Origin of the sequence: Micromonospora sp. DH14, from assembly GCF_029809455.1 — a bacterium.
Classification (GTDB): Bacteria; Actinomycetota; Actinomycetes; order Mycobacteriales; family Micromonosporaceae; genus Micromonospora; species Micromonospora parva.
Genome location: NZ_JARVKT010000008.1, coordinates 18,363 through 34,014 on the forward strand (window position 1 = coordinate 18,363; position 15,652 = coordinate 34,014).

Here is a 15,652-nt window from a genome sequence, read left to right on the forward strand (position 1 = left end):
GCTCGCCGGGTATCGCCTCGCCCTTCCGCCACGCACAGTAAGGTCAACCGGGTGAGCGCCACCGGCGAGCACGACCAGCCGCAGTCGCGTACGAAGAGGTGACCGGAGTGACCACCCCAGGCAAGACCCGCGTGGCGATCGTCTTCGGCGGCCGCAGCCCGGAGCACGGCATCTCCTGTGTCAGCGCCGGCAGCGTGTTCGGCGCACTCGACCCGGACGAGTTCGAGGTGGTGCCGGTGGGCATCACCCGGGCCGGCCAGTGGGTGCTGACCAACGGCGATCCCGCCCAGCTCGCGATCAACGCCCGTCAGCTCCCGGAGATCACCGCCGACTCCGGCGACGACATCGTGCTGCGCGCCGACCCCACCGGCAACGGCCTGATGGTGCTCGACCCCACCGAGGGCCCCCGGGCGCTGGCCGACGTGGACGTGGTCTTCCCGGTGCTGCACGGCACGTACGGCGAGGACGGCACCATCCAGGGAATGCTGGAGATGGCCGGCATCCCCTACGTCGGGGCGAACGTGTTCGCCTCCGCCGCCGCCATGGACAAGGAGTTCACCAAGAAGCTCTGCGCCGTCGAGGGCATCCCGGTCGGCTCGTACGCCGTGCTGCGCAACGGGATGACCCTCAGCGAGGAGGACAAGGAGCGGCTCGGCCTGCCGGTCTTCGTCAAGCCGTCCCGAGCCGGGTCGTCGTTCGGCGTCAACAAGGTCACCGACTGGGCGCAGCTGGACGCGGCGGTCGCCGCCGCCCGGCAGTTCGACCCGAAGGTCATCATCGAGGCCGCGATCGTCGGCCGCGAGATCGAGTGCGGGGTGCTGGAGGGCGAGGCCGGTGGCGCGCCCGAGGCGTCAGTGCTGGCCGAGGTGCGGGTCGTCGCCGACCACGACTTCTACGACTTCGAGGCGAAGTACCTCGACGACTCCTGCGAGTACGACATTCCGGCCAACCTGCCGGACAAGGTGACCCGTCAGGTGCAGGAGTACGCGGTCCGCGCGTTCACCGCACTGGATTGCGCCGGTCTGGCCCGCGCCGACTTCTTCGTCACGCCCGAGCTGGACGTCTACCTCAACGAGATCAACACGATGCCCGGTTTCACCCCGACGTCGATGTTCCCGCGGATGTGGGCGGCCTCCGGCCTGGAGTACCCGAAGCTGGTCAACCGCCTGATCCGTACCGCCCAGCGACGCGGCGTCGGCCTGCACTGAGCCGTCCGACCCCGCCCGCGCGGCCCAGCCGGTGCGGGCGGGGTCGGTTCGTGCTCAGCGCTGGCAGCCGGACGGGACGGCCCCGCCGGACGGCACGCTCGCCACGATCGTGCTGGAGATCGCCGGCAACCACTGCAACGGCTGCTCGTACGCGCCCGGGACGCGCACCGTGATCAGCGTCTCCCGGTCGACAGTGGAGAGCACCGCGTCGTCGGCCTGCTCGGCAAGGTGCCAGCAGACCCCGTTGACCGTCCAGACCTCGTCGGTGCTGGGGAAGGTCGGCTTGGTGCCGCCACAGGCCACGGTGAGCGCGGGGTCGCCGTACGCGGCGTTCTGCTCCGGGCCGGCGGTGACCGGCCGCTGGGCCAGGTCGCGGATGCTCGCCGGGAGTTGGGACAACAGCGCCCGGCAGACCGTGGCCGGGCGGGCGGCCAGCGCCGGGGCGGGCATCTCCACCGGGGCGGTGGACTGCACCCGCGCGGTGGTCGCGGAGGGGCTCGGCGCGGCGGCCGGAGTGTCCGGGCTGAGCTTGTTGAAGGCCAACACGGCCACCAGCAGCGTGATCGGCAGGGCTATCACCGTGGCCAGCAGGGCAGCGCCCCGCATGGTCCGGTCGCGGCCGGCCGGCGCGGCGGCGGCGGGATCGGCCGGCTCGCCGTTACCGTCAGCCGGCCCGGACGTGCCGTCGGTCGCGTCGCGCGCACCGTCGTCGTCCACCGCGGAGGAGGATGATGTCAACTCGTCCACTTACAGCCGCACCACCGAACACGTGAGGGTGCGGGTGATGCCGGGCACCATCTGCACCTTGCTGACGATGAGTTTGCCGAGCTCGTCGACGGTGTTCGCCTCGGTGAGGACGACCACGTCGTACGGCCCGGTGACGGCGTCGACGCGAACCACGCCGGAGATGTCCGCGATGAGACCCGCCACGTCACGTGCGCGGCCGACCTCGGTCTGGATGAGGATGTACGCCTGTACCACGACTCGACCTCCGTCCGTCGCCGCCCGGGAGCGGCCCGAAGGGTGAAACTACCTTACGGACCAGGTCTGATCCCTATCGGTGGTCAAGGAGCAGCGGTGAGCGAGCACGGCGGAGCCGGGCAGCACGGGCGCAACGCCCGCGGTGGCGTCGGCGTGTCCGGGATCGGGGAGTTCGGGCTGATCGGGAAGATCACCGCCCGACTGTCGTACGGGCCGACGACCCTACTCGGTCCGGGTGACGACGCGGCGGTGGTGGCCGCGCCGGACGGCCGGGTGGCGGCCTCCACGGACGTGCTGGTCGACGGGCGGCACTTCCGGCGGGACTGGTCCTCGGCCCGCGACGTCGGGCACCGGGCGGCGGCGGCCAACCTGGCCGACATCGCGGCGATGGGTGCCACACCGACCGCCCTGCTGGTCGCGCTCTGCATGCCGGCGGACCTGGACACCGGTTGGGCGGAGGAGTTGGCCGACGGGCTGTCCGCGGAGGCGGCGACGGTCGGCGCGAGCGTCGTCGGTGGGGACATGTCGGCCAGCCCCACCCTGACCGTCGCGGTCACCGCGCTGGGCGACCTGGCGGGCCACCCACCGGTGCTGCGCTCCGGCGCCCGACCCGGGGACGTGCTCGCCCTGGCCGGGCGCACCGGGTACGCGGCAGCGGGGTTGACAGTGCTGACCCGGGGGTTCCGCACCCCGAGGCTGCTGGTCGAGGCGTACCGGCGGCCACAGGTGCCCTACCAGGCCGGCCCGCAGGCCGCCCGATCCGGCGCCACCTCCATGATCGACATCTCGGACGGGCTCCTCGCCGACCTCGGGCACATCTCGGCGGCCAGCGGGGTGGCCATCGACGTACGCCGGGACGGGTTCGAGGTGCCCCGGCAGATGGCCGACGCGGCGCAGGCACTCGGCGTCGACCCGTACACCTGGATCCTCGCCGGTGGCGACGACCACGCGCTGGCCGCGACCTTCCCCCCGGCGGTGCCGCTGCCGCCGGGCTGGCGGCCGATCGGCCTGGTCACTGACGGTGCCGGCGTGACTGTCGACGGCGTCGGCTACGACGGCCCGGCCGGCTGGGACCACTTCCGCTGAGACCCGGGCCACCGCCGTACGCTGGGCACGTGAGTGAGATCGAGATCCGGGTGGTGCGGTTCGACGCGCCGGTCGCACAGCACCTGATCCAGGCCGCCCTCGCCGACCTCGGTGCCCGCTACGGCGGCACCGGCGACGACACCCCGGTGGACGCGGCCGAGTTCGAGCCGCCCGATGGCGCGTTCCTCGTCGCCTACCTGGGCGGTGAGCCGGTCGGCTGCGGTGGCTGGCGTAGCCACGGCGCGGACACCGCGGAGCTGAAGCGGATGTACACGGTGCCGGCGGCGCGGGGGCGGGGGGTGGCCCGCGCGGTGTTGGCGGCCGTCGAGCGTTCCGCCCGCGAGCACTGCCGCAAGCGGGTGGTGCTGGAGTGCGGCGACAAACAGCCCGAGGCGATCGCCATGTACGACTCCGCCGGGTACGAGCGGATCCCGAACTTCGGCTTCTACAAGGACGCGGAGGGCTGCATCTCCTTCGGCCGCACCCTCTGACCCGCCCGCCGCGCACACGACTCAGCCGGCGGACCCCGAGGGTCCGCCGGCTGAGTCGAACGAGAAGGTGGGTGCTACCGCGTCAGGCGCGGGTGACCTTGCCGGCCTTGATGCACGAGGTGCAGACCTGCAACTTCTTGGTGTTGCCGCCACCGGCCGGGGTACGCACCGACTGGATGTTCGGGTTCCAGCGGCGGTTGGTCCGCCGGTGCGAGTGGGACACGTTGTGGCCGAAGCCCGGTCCCTTGCCACAGACGTCGCACACGCTAGCCACGGGATACTCCTGGGATTGATACGTTCATGAGGTCGCCGGCAGGTGCTGCCCGGGCAACCTGGTCAGGTTACCCGATGACTCGCCGACCCGGCCAACCGGCCCGGTCCGGCGCTCGCCCGTGCCCCGGCTCACGCCTGGTCGTGGGCCCGTCCGCCCGATGGCGGGCCGGCCCGGCGGCAAGGCTACCGGAGCGGTCAGTACCCGCCGTGGCCAGTGCCGACCCGGGGCGCGGCGGACACGCCGGACGAGTCCGACGGGTGTCGGTGTGCGCCAGTAGGCTTCTGCCCGTGCTGGACACCCTCGACGCCGCCGCGGTCCGCCGCTGGTGTGCGGGCGGGTTGGCCGCACTGAAGCGTCACCAGGGCGAGATCGACCAGCTCAACGTCTATCCGGTGCCCGACGGCGACACCGGCACCAACCTGGTGCTCACCCTCACCTCGGCCCAGCAGGCCCTCGCCATGGATCTGGACACCCTGCCCGACAGCGGGCCGACCGCGCACGGGCACGCGCTGCGGCTGATGGCCCAGGGCGCGCTGCTCGGCGCGCGGGGCAACTCCGGGGTGATCCTCTCGCAGATCCTGCGGGGTTTCGCCGACCAGGTCGCCGGGATGCCGGCGGTGCGCGGCCGGGAGTTGGCCGCCGCGTTGCGCTCCGGCACCGCCGCCGCGTACACGGCGGTCTCCCGGCCGGTCGAGGGCACGCTGCTCACCGTCGTCGCGGCCGCCGCCGCGGCGGCCGAGGGCGCGGACAGCGACGACCTGCCGGCGGTGGCCGGCGTCGCGGCCCGGGCGGCGGCCGAGGCGCTCGCCCTGACTCCGGAGCAGCTGCCGGCGCTGGCCCGCGCGGGCGTTGTCGACGCCGGTGGCCGAGGGCTCTGCGTGCTGCTCGACGCCCTGGTCGAGGTGCTGACCGGGGAGAGCGCGGCCCGGCCCGCGCCGACGCCGCGCGCCGCCCGCCCGGCGGCCACCGTCGCCCGCGAGACCGGTTCCGACGAGTACGCGTACGAGGTGCAGTTCCTGCTCGATGCCCGAGCCGAGGCGGTCGCCGGGTTGCGCCGGGCCCTGGACGCGTTGGGCGATTCGCTCGTCGTCGTCGGCGACGGGCGTGAGCCGGAGGGCACCTGGAACGTGCACGTGCACGTCAACGACGTGGGCGCGGCGGTCGAGGCCGGGGTCGCCGCCGGCCGCCCGTACCGGATCTCGGTGACCTGTTTCGCCGACCAGCCGGAGCCGCCCGCCGGCCCGGCGGTGACCGGCCGGGCCGCGGTGGTGGTGGCCACCGGCGGCGGCATCGCCGAGCTGTTCGCCGCCGAGGGGGCGACGGTGGTGCCGGGCAACCCGTCCACCGGTGAGTTGCTCGACGCCGTGCGCAGCACCGGCGCGGCCCGGGTGGTGGTGCTGCCCAACGACGCCAACACCGAGGCGGTGGCGAGCGCGGCGGCCCGCGAGGCCCACCGCTTCGGCATCAAGGTGAGCGTGGTGCCGACCCGCTCGCCCGTGCAGGCGTTGGCCGCCCTCGCGGTCCGCGACGGCGACCGCCGCTTCGAGGACGACGTGATCGCGATGGCCGAGGCGGCGGGCGCCTGCCGGTACGCCGAGGTCTGCCACGCCAGCCGGGAGGCGCTGACAGTGGCCGGCCCGTGCCGTCCCGGTGACGTGCTGGCGCTGGTGGAGGGGGAGGTGCACCTGATCGGCGCCGACCTCACCGACACCTGCGCGGCGGTGGTCGACCGGATGCTCGGCGGTGGTGGCGAAATGGTCACCCTGCTGGCCGGGGCGGACGCGCCGGCCGGGCTCACCGATGCCGTCCGCGCGCACGTCGCGCGACGCTGGCCGTTCGTCGAGGTGCACGCGTACCCGGGCGGCCAGCCGTTTTATCCGCTCCTGGTAGGGATCGAATGAGCGAACCAGCCACGGTGGACACTTCGCTGAAGAAGCTGGTCGGGGAGAAGACAGCCAAGGCGCTGGCCGCACACCTCGACCTGCACACCGCGGGCGACCTGGTCTACCACTTCCCGCGTCGCTACGACGAGCGTGGTGAGCACACCGACATCCGCTCGCTGGACGTCGGTGAGCAGGTCACCGTGCTGGCTCAGGTGCAGCGCACCGCGGTGCGCCCGATGCGTCAGCGGCGGGGCAACCTGCTGGAGGTGACCGTCGGCGACGCTTCCGGCGGGGTGCTGACGTTGACCTTCTTCGGCAACCAGGCGTGGCGCGAGCGGGAGCTGCGCCCCGGCCGGTGGGGGTTGTTCGCCGGCAAGGTCACCGAGTTCCGGGGCAAACGGCAGCTCAACGGCCCGGAGTACGTCCTGCTCGGCGAGGGTGGCGACGGCGAGGCGGCGGTCAACGACGACATCGAGGAGTTCGCCGGGGCGCTCATCCCCGTCTACCCGGCGGCCGCTGCCGTGCCGACCTGGGTGATCGCGCGCTGCGTGCGCGTCGTGCTGGACACGTTCACCCCGCCGGACGACCCACTGCCGAACGCCGTGCGGGCCGGTCGCAAGCTGGTCGGGTTGGGCGCCGCGCTGACCGAGATCCACCGGCCGTCCAGCAAGGAGGCGCTGCACCAGGCGCGGCGGCGACTCAAGTGGGACGAGGCCTTCGCCGTCCAGGTGACCCTGGTGCAGCGCAAGCACCGGGCGGCCGACTGCCCGGCCCGGCCCCGCCCGCCACGCCCGGGCGGGCTGCTGGAGGCCTTCGACGCCCGACTCCCGTACGAGCTGACGGCCGGTCAGCGTGAGGTGGGCGTGGAGATCGCGGCGGACCTGGCCGTCGGGCACCCCATGCATCGCCTGTTGCAGGGCGAGGTGGGCTCGGGCAAGACGGTGGTGGCGTTGCGGGCGATGCTCCAGGTGGTCGACGCGGGCGGGCAGGCCGCGCTGCTGGCGCCCACCGAGGTGCTGGCCGCCCAGCACCACCGCGGCATGCTCGACCTGCTCGGGCCGCTCGGTCGGGCCGGCGAGCTGGGCGCCGCCGAGCACGCCACCCGGGTCGAGCTGGTCACCGGCTCGCTGGGCGCGGCGGCCCGCCGCCGGGCGCTCGGCGAGGTGGCCAGCGGCGCCGCCGGCATCGTGCTCGGCACCCACGCCCTGCTCTACGAGGGGGTCGACTTCGCCGACCTGGGCCTGGTGGTCGTCGACGAGCAGCACCGTTTCGGCGTGGAGCAGCGCGACGCCCTGCGGGCCAAGGCCGATCAGCCGCCGCACGTGCTGGTGATGACGGCCACCCCGATCCCGCGCACGGTGGCGATGACGGTCTACGGCGACCTGGCGGTCTCCACGCTCTCCCAGTTGCCCCGGGGCCGGTCGCCGATCGCCTCGCACGTGGTGCCGGCCGCCGAGAAGCCGGCCTATCTGGACCGGGCCTGGCGGCGGCTGCGCGAGGAGGTGACCGCCGGGCACCAGGCGTACGTGGTGTGTCCGCGCATCGGGGACGGCCCCGGCTCGGAGGAGGAACCGCCACCCGAGGACGACAACGGCCGGCGGGCGCCGCTGGCGGTGACCGAGGTGGCCCCGCTGCTGGCCGAGGGTCCACTGCACGGCCTGCGGATCGGGGTGCTGCACGGTCGGCTGCCGGCCGACGAGAAGGACTCTGTGATGCGGTCCTTCGCGGCCGGTGACCTGGACGTGCTGGTGGCGACCACGGTGATCGAGGTCGGCGTGGACGTGCCGAACGCGACGGTGATGATCGTGCTGGACGCCGACCGGTTCGGTGTCTCCCAGTTGCACCAGTTGCGGGGCCGGGTCGGCCGGGGTGCCGCCGCCGGGCTCTGCCTGCTGGTCAGCGAGGCGCCGGAGGGTTCGTCGGCGCGGGAGCGGCTCGACGCGGTGGCGTCCACGAGCGACGGTTTCAAGCTCGCCGAGCTTGATCTGGAGCAGCGCCGCGAGGGCGACGTGTTGGGTGCCACCCAGTCCGGACACCGCTCGCACCTGCGGTTGCTGTCGCTGCGTCGCGACGCCGACCTGATCCGCGAGGCCCGCGCCGAGGCGATCACCCTGATCGAGGACGACCCGGAGCTGACCCGCAATCCGGCGCTGGCCGCCTCGGTGGCCGCACTTGTCGACGAGGACCGCGCGGAGTACCTGGAAAAGGGCTGATCACGCGCACCGCCGTGATCCACTCCAGTTTCATGAAATCGGGGTGTCCCGTCGACAGGGATACCCCGGTTTCCATGAAGTCGAGTCGATCAGCCTGGCCGCCAGATGGCTGAGGGCGCGCCGACCGGGTGGTCGGCGCGCCCTCAGGTGTCAGAGCGGGTTGTCTCAGGCGGTGAAGCGAACCCGACGACGACGGGCCACCACGAACAGGGCGGCACCGGCGGCGAGCAGCACCACGGCACCCGCGATGATGCCGCCGGTCGCGGCACCGGTCAGCGGCAGAGCCGGCTCGTCCTTGTCGCCGCCACCCTGACCCGGGGTGCAGTCGGCCGGTTTCTCCCACGCGATCGGCGCGGTGTCGTCCAGGCCCTCGGCGGCCGGGGTCACGGTCAGACCCTCGAACGCCTCGAACTCGACGACCACGGTCTTGCCCGGCTCGACGGTCCGCTTCTGCGCCTCACCCTTGTTCGGGGTAAGGGTCACCTCGAAGGCCTTGCCGTCCTCCGGGTTGGCGAAGCCGAAGATCAGCTTGTCGCAGGTGGACTCGAAGCCGGCTTGGGGCTCACCGGGCTTGACGCAGTCCTCGGGGCTCACCCAGGTGTAGGGCTCGCCGACCGGCTTGTCGCCCTCGCTGACGGTGATCTTGCCGGCCTTGGCCGGAACGACGATGTCCTTCTTGCTCTCGCCCGGCGCGACGGTGTAGGTCTCCGAGAAGCCCTTGGCCTTGACGGTGAGCTTGGCCTCGGTCGTGGCGTCCGCGCCGTTGGCGAGCGTCACCGTGACGGCGCCCTCACAGTCGGAGGCGAAGCTGGCGGTGGGGATGCTGACCGCCGGCGGGGTGGTCGGCGGGGTCGTCGGCGGGGTGGTCGGAGGCGTGGTCGGCGGGGTGCTCGGCGACGGCTCCGGCGACGGGCTGGTCGGCGGCTGCTCGCTCTCGCAGGTGCCCTCGAACGTCACCTTCGCCGTGCGGGCGTCCTTCTCGGGGTAGCCGTCGTCCCAGCGGGCCTTCACGGCGAGGGTGGCCTCGGTGGCCGAGCCGGGCACCCGCTGCACGCCGGTGATCGGGGTGTTGACGTCGTACGGGTAGGAGTCCTTCTCCGACGTCGCGACGATGTTGGTCACCGTGGTGTTGGCGGGGGTGAGGGCGACGCTCGACAGCTGGAAGAACTTCGAGGAGTAGTGGTAGACGCTCTTGACGGTCCAGTTCACCACCCACTCGCCGGTGGTGGTGTCACAGACCGCTTGGCCGCTCGGCTGGGTGTAGTGGGCGCTCGCGGGGCTCGCGATGACGCCGACACCGGCGAGGCCGATCAGCGCACCCGCGGCGATGGCCGCGACGCGCCGGAACGGAGACTTGGGAGGGTTCACGCCTGCTCCTGGTGAGGGGGGTACGGATCGCGTGGCGGGAGGCCGGGAGACATGGTGACCGGGGAGTCACCTGCTCACCGGGGCGTCGCGACGCGGTGGTGTTCCCGCGGCGAAAGCGGGGACAGGGGGAGACTGTACTGATGGGTGGTTAATGAGGGGAGTTCAGATCATTGCCATCCGGCAATGTAGTCGATTCGTGATCTTTGATGAACTGAAGGTGTCCGTCCGATCACTGGGGACCGTCCGCCCGCCGCTGCTGCACTGTGGATTCCGGGCCTGCGTGGCTGCTCAGTCGCGCCGCGTCGTCGCCGGCTGGCCGGCCCTCCGGATCCGCGCCGCGCTGACCGGGTCCGCGTCGCATCGCGTAGCGTCGCGGGCATGAGCAGGAGGAGACGGTGACCCGGATCGTGGCCGGGACGCTCGGTGGCCGGCGGATCGCCGCGCCCCCCGGCGCCGGCACCCGACCCACCTCGGACCGGGTCCGGGAGGCGCTGTTCAGCGCCATCCAGGCCGACGTCGATCTCGACGGCGCCCGCTTCGCCGACCTGTACGCCGGCTCCGGCGCGGTCGGGCTGGAGGCGCTCTCCCGGGGCGCTCGGCACGTGCTGCTCGTTGAGTCCGACCCGCGGGCGGCCCGGGTGATCCGGGAGAACGTGGCGGCCCTGCGCGCCGGCCCGGCGGCCCGTCTGGTCGCCGGCAAGGTGGCGACGGTGCTGGCCGCCGGGCCGGACGGGGAGCCGTACGACGTGGTCTTCGCCGACCCGCCGTATGCGGTGCCGGACGAGGAGATCACCGCGCTGTTGGCCGCGCTCGTCGACGGCGGCTGGCTGGCGCCCGACGCGTTGGTGGTGGTCGAGCGGTCCCGCCGCACCAGGGAGTTCGACTGGGTGGAGGGGATCACCGCCGAGCGCAGCCGCCGTTACGGCGAGACCACCCTTTGGTACGGTCGCCGATCATGAGACGTGCGGTGTGTCCCGGTTCGTTCGACCCGGTCACCAACGGACACCTCGACATCATCGGTCGGGCCAGTCGGCTCTTCGATGAGGTCATCGTCGGTGTGCTGGTGAATCAGTCGAAGAGTGGCCTGTTCACCGTCGAGGAGCGCATCGAGATGCTCCGCGAGGTGACCTCGTCGTACGGCAACGTGCGGGTCGAGTCGTTCCGCGGGCTGCTGGTGGACTTCTGCCGGGCCCAGCAGGCGAGCGTGCTGATCAAGGGTCTGCGGGCGGTCAGCGACTTCGACTACGAGTTGCAGATGGCCCAGATGAACATCGGTCTGGCTGGCGTGGAGACGCTCTTCATGCCGACCAATCCGCTCTACTCGTTCCTGTCGTCGAGCCTGGTCAAGGACGTGGCCAAGTGGGGTGGCGACATCTCCGCCCACGTCCCCGACCCGGTCCGCGAAGCGCTCCAGGCCCGGCTGGGCCCCCGCCGCTGAGCTGATCCGCACCACACGGCCCTGTCCGACCCCCTCGCTCCCCGCGATCTTGCACTTATGGTTCCCGGATCGCTCCTTCTGCGGCGATTTGACGCAACAGGACGTGCAAGATCGACGCTGAGGACGGGGACGCGGGGGGTGACTATGTCGCGACTCGCCGGGATGGGGTGAGTGGGGCGGCGGTGGGGCGGGCACGACATGATTGGTGGCGCGGGGAACGGCCGTAGCCCGCATCATGGAGGTCGGCCGACGAACGACAGGAGTGAGGTAGCCGGTGGACCCGCTCGATCGCATCGACGAACTGATCGCCATCCTGGAGCAGGCCCGCTCCGTCCCGATGTCGCGCAACAACTGCATGGTCGACCGGGGTGAGATGATCGCTGCCCTCGACGAGATGCGCGCCGACCTCCCCGCCGACCTGCGTCGTGCCGCCGCCCTGCTGGAGGAGCGCGACAAGATCATGGAAGCCGGCAAGCGCGAGGCGGACCGGATCATCAGCGAGGGTGAGGCAGAACACGCCCGCCTGGTCTCGGTGAACGAGATCACCGTGTCCGCCGAGCACGAGGGCGCCCGGATCATCGGGGAGGCCCGCGCCGAGGCCCAGCGCCTGCGGGAGGAGGTCGACGACTACGTCGACACCGCGCTGGCCAACTTCGAGCAGTTCCTCACCCGGGCGCTGGCCTCGATAGAGCGCGGCCGGGACAAGATGCACGCGTTGCGGGAGATCGGCACCTTCGCTGGGGATGAGGCGGAACGCCCGCTACCCTTCTGAGCGGCACCTCACCAGCCGACTTCTCAGGCGGGCGTCGCCCCCGGTTCGACGGTCCGGCGGTCGTCCAGGTAACCTTTTTTGTCGGCCTCTCACCGGCCGGAGTCTAACTATGCCCAAGCACTCGCCATCGACACTCAACCCCAGGTCGCCGCTGGTCCTCGACACGAGGGACCTGCCGCGTCGCCCTGGCGCGTTGCGTGAGGTCCAGCGGGTCGTGCCGGCACCGGCGGACCTCGGTGTGGAGTTGATCGGCGTGCCGGAGGGCGCGGACCTCGACCTCGATCTGAGGTTGCAGTCGGTGTCCGAGGGCGTGCTCGTCTCCGGGACCATCACCGGTCCCGTCCGGGGTGAGTGCGGCCGTTGCCTGCGCGAGATCAACGACTCGATGGCCGTGACGATCCAGGAGCTGTACGCGTACGAGGACAGCACCACGGACGCCACGACCGACGAGGACGAGGTGGGCCGGATGCAGGGCGATCTGATCGACCTGGAGCCGGCGCTGCGGGACGCGTTGGTGCTCACGCTGCCGACCAACCCGCTCTGCCGGGAGGACTGCCCAGGACTGTGCCCCGAATGCGGGGCGCACTGGGACGATCTGCCGGCCGACCACAGTCACCAGCAGATCGACCCGCGTTGGGCGGGCCTGTCGCAACTGACCGTTACAGAGGAGTAAGAACCGTGGCCGTCCCGAAGCGCAAGATGTCGCGCAGCAACACCCGGTCCCGCCGGGCGAACTGGAAGGCGACCGTGGTCGCGACCGTTGCGTGCCCGCAGTGCAAGTCCCCGAAGCTGCCGCACGCCGCCTGCTCCGTCTGCGGCACCTACAACGGCCGCCAGGTTCTCGAGGTCTGACCTGGACGCCGAGTGACGCCCCCGACCCCAGGTCGGGCGGCGCGCGCATCCTGGCATTCGCCCGGTGCCCCGGCTCCCTCCGACGCCGGCCGGCCTAACCCGGCCGGCGTTCCGGTGGAGCCGGGCGCCGCGCGGATCGCCGTTGACCTCCTCGGCGGGGACGACGCTCCCGCCGTCGTGGTTGACGGCGCTCTGCGGGCCATGCGCGCCGACCCTGACCTGCATCTGCTTCTCGTCGGTCCGACCGAGGTCGCCGACGAGCTGATTGCCGCCCTCGACCCGGCGCAACGCGCCCGGATCACCGTGCGGCCCGTCCGCGATGTCGTCGGCATGGCCGACCATCCCAGCGCCGCCCGCGCCGAGAGCACCGTCCGGGCCGCGGTCACCGCCGTCCGGGACGGGACCGCCGACGCCCTGGTCTCCGCCGGCGCCACCGGTGCCACCGTCACCGCGGCCGTGCTCGGCCTCGGCCGGTCACCGGAGATCCGCCAACCTGCGCTGGCCGCCACCCTGCCCGCCGTGGCGGGGCCGGTCGTGCTGCTCGATGTCGGCGGCTCCCTGGAACCCCGCCCGGCCACCCTCGCCCGGCACGCCGTGCTCGGTGCCGCCTACGCGGCGGTGGCCCACTCGATCGCCGCGCCCCGGGTCGGGCTGCTCTCGGTCGGCACCGAGGCCGGCAAGGGCGACCGGGTCCGCCGCGCCACCGACCCGCTGCTCGCCGTCGAACCGCTGCCCGGTGGGGCGCGCTACGTCGGTCTGGTCGAGGGGTTCGACGTGGCCCTCGGCGCGCGCGCCGATGTCGTCGTCACCGACGGGTTCACCGGTAACGTGCTGCTCAAGGCCATTGAGGGCGCGTACGCGATGGCCGGCGGCCCACCCGCGCAGGGCGGCGCCCCCCGCGCGGCGGCCCTGTTGGGTGTCGCCGGGACGGTGGTCGTCTGCCACGGGTCCGCCCGCGCCGACGACGTCGCCTCCGGCATAGCTCTCGCCGCCCACCTGTGGCGGCGGCGCGCCACCGATCTGGTCTCCGCGTTGCTCGACGGCAACGCCGCGACGAATCGCACCGATCGCTCCACCGACACCGAGGTACGCACATGAGCAACGACAAGCGGCGGCGGGCGTCCGTCGGTCACCTGGAAGCCGCCTTCGGCGTGAGCCTGGAACCCGAGCTGCTCCAGCGCGCGTTGACCCACCGGTCGTACGCGTACGAGAACGGCGGGCTGCCCACCAACGAGCGGCTGGAGTTCCTCGGCGACTCGGTGCTCGGCGTGGTGATCACCACGGCGCTCTTCCACAACCACCCGGATCTGCCCGAGGGGCAACTCGCCAAGCTGCGGGCCAGCGTGGTCAACATGCGGGCGCTCGCCGACGTGGCCCGCGGTCTGGGCCCGGACGGGCTCGGCGCGTACCTGCTGCTCGGCAAGGGTGAGGAGACGACCGGTGGCCGGGACAAGGCGAGCATCCTCGCCGACACGCTGGAGGCGCTGCTCGGCGCGATCTACCTGCAGTACGGCCTGGACACCACGGGGATCGTCATCCACCGGCTCTTCGACCCGCTGATGGCCGAGTCGGCCGGTCGCGGCGCCGCCCTGGACTGGAAGACCAGTCTCCAGGAGTTGACGGCGGCGCTCGGGCTCGGTGTGCCGGAGTACCGCATCGAGGGCACCGGCCCGGATCACCTCAAGACGTTCACCGCCTGGGTGGTGGTGGCCGGCAACCGCTACGGCGGCGCGGAGGGGCGCAGCAAGAAGGAGGCCGAGCAGCGGGCCGCCGAGGCCGCCTGGCGCACGCTCACCGAGCAGAACGACAAGGACGGCGACGACGGCCAGGATGGTCGGGCCGGCGACGACCGCCAGAACCAGCCGACCGACCGGGACGACGCGGCCGACCGGGGTGAGCCGTTCGGGCCGCTGGAGCGCGCCGAGCGGGCCGCTTCGGCCGAGCAGGCCGACCACCTGGCGCAGGCGTTGCCGGCCGGGGGCGCCGACGGCCACGAGACGGGGCCGGCGCGTGCCTGAGCTGCCCGAGGTGGAGACCGTCCGGCAGGGGGTGGCCCAGTGGGTCGTCGGCCGCCGGATCGCCTCGGTCGAGGTTCGTCATCCGCGTGCGGTCCGCCGGCACGCTCCCGGCGACGTGCACTTCGCCGACGTGCTCGCCGGCCGGACGGTGCTGGACGCCCGCCGTCGCGGTAAGTACCTGTGGCTGCCACTGGACAGCGGTGACGCGATCGTCGGGCACCTCGGCATGTCGGGTCAGCTGCTGCTCCAGCCACCCGGCACAGTGGACGAGACCCACCTGCGGGTCCGGTTCCGGTTCAGCGACGACGGCCCGGAGCTGCGCTTCGTCGACCAGCGCACGTTCGGTGGGCTCTCGGTGAGCGAGGGCGGCGCCGAGTTGCCCGACGAGATCGCGCACATCGCCCGCGACCCGATGGACCCGGAGTTCTCCGACGAGGCGTTCGTCGCGGCGCTGCGCCGCCGGCACACCGAGGTGAAGCGGGCCCTGCTCGACCAGACCCTGATCTCCGGGGTGGGCAACATCTACGCCGACGAGGCGCTCTGGCGCGCCCGGCTGCACGGCACCCGACCCACCGACGCGCTGACCGCTCCCGCCGCGCAGCGCCTGCTCGGTCACGTCCGCGACGTGCTGGCCGAGGCGATCAAGGAGGGCGGCACCAGCTTCGATGCCCTCTATGTCAACGTCAACGGCGAGAGTGGCTACTTCGACCGGGCGCTCAACGCCTACGGCCGCGAGGGCGAGCCGTGCCGCCGGTGCGGCGCGCCGATCCGCCGGGAAGCGTTCATGAACCGGTCCTCGTACAGCTGCCCGCGTTGTCAGCCACGGCCCCGGGGTTCCCTTCGGGGATGACCCGGAGCCGGCTCGGGGCGGTGCCGGCGGGTCGCGGCGGGTCGCTCCGGGTTGGACCCGGGGGTACGCCCGGATCGCGGGCTGACGCCCGTCGCACGCACCCCCGCTCCCGGTCCGGTGGTTCCAGGGTGGGCCGGGGTCGATCCCCGATGTGACCGCCTCGTCGCGCGCCTAGCGTCAGCACAGTTGACCGGGGGCTGACGTGACAGGGGGATCCG

At 72.7% G+C, this 15,652-nt stretch carries 16 protein-coding genes and 1 pseudogene; 13 read left to right on the forward strand and 4 right to left on the reverse strand.

Features of this window, described 5'->3' with window-relative positions; all coding sequences use genetic code 11:
- The first annotated feature begins 107 nt into the window (after positions 1-107).
- The gene (locus tag QCZ28_RS12860) at positions 108-1,208 is read left to right on the forward strand and encodes a D-alanine--D-alanine ligase (RefSeq protein ID WP_279516878.1); all 1,101 of its coding nucleotides are present in this window, start codon (positions 108-110) and stop codon (positions 1,206-1,208) included.
- Between the two features lie 54 nt (positions 1,209-1,262).
- Here QCZ28_RS12860 and QCZ28_RS12865 read toward each other — a convergent pair whose 3' ends face one another.
- Positions 1,263-1,925: a DUF3515 family protein gene (locus QCZ28_RS12865; RefSeq protein ID WP_279516879.1), complete on the reverse strand. Its 663-nt coding sequence runs from the start codon at positions 1,923-1,925 to the stop codon at positions 1,263-1,265.
- 30 nt (positions 1,926-1,955) lie between these two features.
- Positions 1,956-2,189, reverse strand: a complete 234-nt coding sequence (locus tag QCZ28_RS12870; protein ID WP_030335303.1) for an Lrp/AsnC ligand binding domain-containing protein — start codon at positions 2,187-2,189, stop codon at positions 1,956-1,958.
- Positions 2,190-2,285: 96 nt separating this feature from the next.
- Here QCZ28_RS12870 and QCZ28_RS12875 point away from each other — a divergent pair, with 96 nt between their 5' ends.
- Together QCZ28_RS12875 and QCZ28_RS12880 are read left to right on the forward strand one after the other, a co-directional pair.
- On the forward strand, positions 2,286-3,275 hold the full coding sequence (locus QCZ28_RS12875) for a thiamine-phosphate kinase (RefSeq protein WP_279516880.1): 990 nt from the start codon (positions 2,286-2,288) through the stop codon (positions 3,273-3,275).
- 29 nt (positions 3,276-3,304) lie between these two features.
- Positions 3,305-3,766, forward strand: a complete 462-nt coding sequence (locus QCZ28_RS12880; protein ID WP_279516881.1) for a GNAT family N-acetyltransferase — start codon at positions 3,305-3,307, stop codon at positions 3,764-3,766.
- Positions 3,767-3,848: 82 nt separating this feature from the next.
- On the opposite strand, the gene rpmB is transcribed toward QCZ28_RS12880, so the two are convergent.
- Complete coding sequence (gene rpmB / locus QCZ28_RS12885; protein ID WP_007456456.1) at positions 3,849-4,040, reverse strand: 50S ribosomal protein L28; 192 nt, start codon at positions 4,038-4,040, stop codon at positions 3,849-3,851.
- Between the two features lie 287 nt (positions 4,041-4,327).
- Here rpmB and QCZ28_RS12890 point away from each other — a divergent pair, with 287 nt between their 5' ends.
- Together QCZ28_RS12890 and recG are read left to right on the forward strand one after the other, a co-directional pair.
- Positions 4,328-5,941, forward strand: a complete 1,614-nt coding sequence (locus tag QCZ28_RS12890; protein WP_279516882.1) for a DAK2 domain-containing protein — start codon at positions 4,328-4,330, stop codon at positions 5,939-5,941.
- Positions 5,938-8,136, forward strand: coding sequence for an ATP-dependent DNA helicase RecG (gene recG / locus QCZ28_RS12895; RefSeq protein WP_279516883.1), 2,199 nt, complete (start codon positions 5,938-5,940; stop codon positions 8,134-8,136). Before QCZ28_RS12890 ends, recG begins: the two co-directional genes overlap by 4 nt.
- 165 nt (positions 8,137-8,301) lie before the next feature.
- On the opposite strand, the gene QCZ28_RS12900 is transcribed toward recG, so the two are convergent.
- Entirely contained in the window at positions 8,302-9,504 is a 1,203-nt protein-coding gene (locus tag QCZ28_RS12900) for an LPXTG cell wall anchor domain-containing protein (protein WP_279516884.1), read from the reverse strand.
- A 395-nt stretch (positions 9,505-9,899) separates the two neighbouring features.
- On the opposite strand from QCZ28_RS12900, the gene rsmD reads away from it, so the two are divergent.
- From rsmD to mutM, 8 genes and pseudogenes are all read left to right on the forward strand, one after another.
- Positions 9,900-10,463 carry a 16S rRNA (guanine(966)-N(2))-methyltransferase RsmD gene (rsmD, locus tag QCZ28_RS12905; RefSeq protein WP_279516885.1) on the forward strand — a complete coding sequence of 188 codons (564 nt, stop codon included), beginning with the start codon at positions 9,900-9,902 and terminating at the stop codon, positions 10,461-10,463.
- The gene (gene coaD / locus QCZ28_RS12910) at positions 10,460-10,942 is read left to right on the forward strand and encodes a pantetheine-phosphate adenylyltransferase (RefSeq protein WP_030335289.1); all 483 of its coding nucleotides are present in this window, start codon (positions 10,460-10,462) and stop codon (positions 10,940-10,942) included. Before rsmD ends, coaD begins: the two co-directional genes overlap by 4 nt.
- A gap of 274 nt (positions 10,943-11,216) precedes the next feature.
- Positions 11,217-11,714: a hypothetical protein gene (locus QCZ28_RS12915; RefSeq protein WP_030335287.1), complete on the forward strand. Its 498-nt coding sequence runs from the start codon at positions 11,217-11,219 to the stop codon at positions 11,712-11,714.
- 109 nt (positions 11,715-11,823) lie between these two features.
- Positions 11,824-12,387: a YceD family protein gene (locus tag QCZ28_RS12920; RefSeq protein ID WP_030335285.1), complete on the forward strand. Its 564-nt coding sequence runs from the start codon at positions 11,824-11,826 to the stop codon at positions 12,385-12,387.
- Positions 12,388-12,392: 5 nt separating this feature from the next.
- Positions 12,393-12,566: a 50S ribosomal protein L32 gene (gene rpmF / locus QCZ28_RS12925; RefSeq protein ID WP_030335284.1), complete on the forward strand. Its 174-nt coding sequence runs from the start codon at positions 12,393-12,395 to the stop codon at positions 12,564-12,566.
- A gap of 114 nt (positions 12,567-12,680) precedes the next feature.
- A complete protein-coding gene (locus QCZ28_RS12930; protein WP_279516886.1) occupies positions 12,681-13,664 on the forward strand; it encodes a phosphate acyltransferase PlsX in 984 nt (327 codons plus the stop codon).
- Positions 13,661-14,380, forward strand: a pseudogene (rnc, locus tag QCZ28_RS12935) (ribonuclease III); the annotation flags it as partial. The gene QCZ28_RS12930 and the pseudogene rnc, both read left to right, overlap by 4 nt.
- A 196-nt stretch (positions 14,381-14,576) precedes the next feature.
- The gene (gene mutM / locus QCZ28_RS12940) at positions 14,577-15,434 is read left to right on the forward strand and encodes a bifunctional DNA-formamidopyrimidine glycosylase/DNA-(apurinic or apyrimidinic site) lyase (protein ID WP_279516887.1); all 858 of its coding nucleotides are present in this window, start codon (positions 14,577-14,579) and stop codon (positions 15,432-15,434) included.
- Positions 15,435-15,652: the final 218 nt, after the last annotated feature.

Excerpts from the sequence above, each read along its gene's own strand:
- recG (WP_279516883.1), top strand. The coding sequence starts at position 5,938 with ATGAGCGAACCAGCCACGGTGGACACTTCGCTGAAGAAGCTGGTCGGG.
- coaD (WP_030335289.1), top strand. The coding sequence starts at position 10,460 with ATGAGACGTGCGGTGTGTCCCGGTTCGTTCGACCCGGTCACCAACGGA.
- QCZ28_RS12920 (WP_030335285.1), top strand. The coding sequence starts at position 11,824 with ATGCCCAAGCACTCGCCATCGACACTCAACCCCAGGTCGCCGCTGGTC.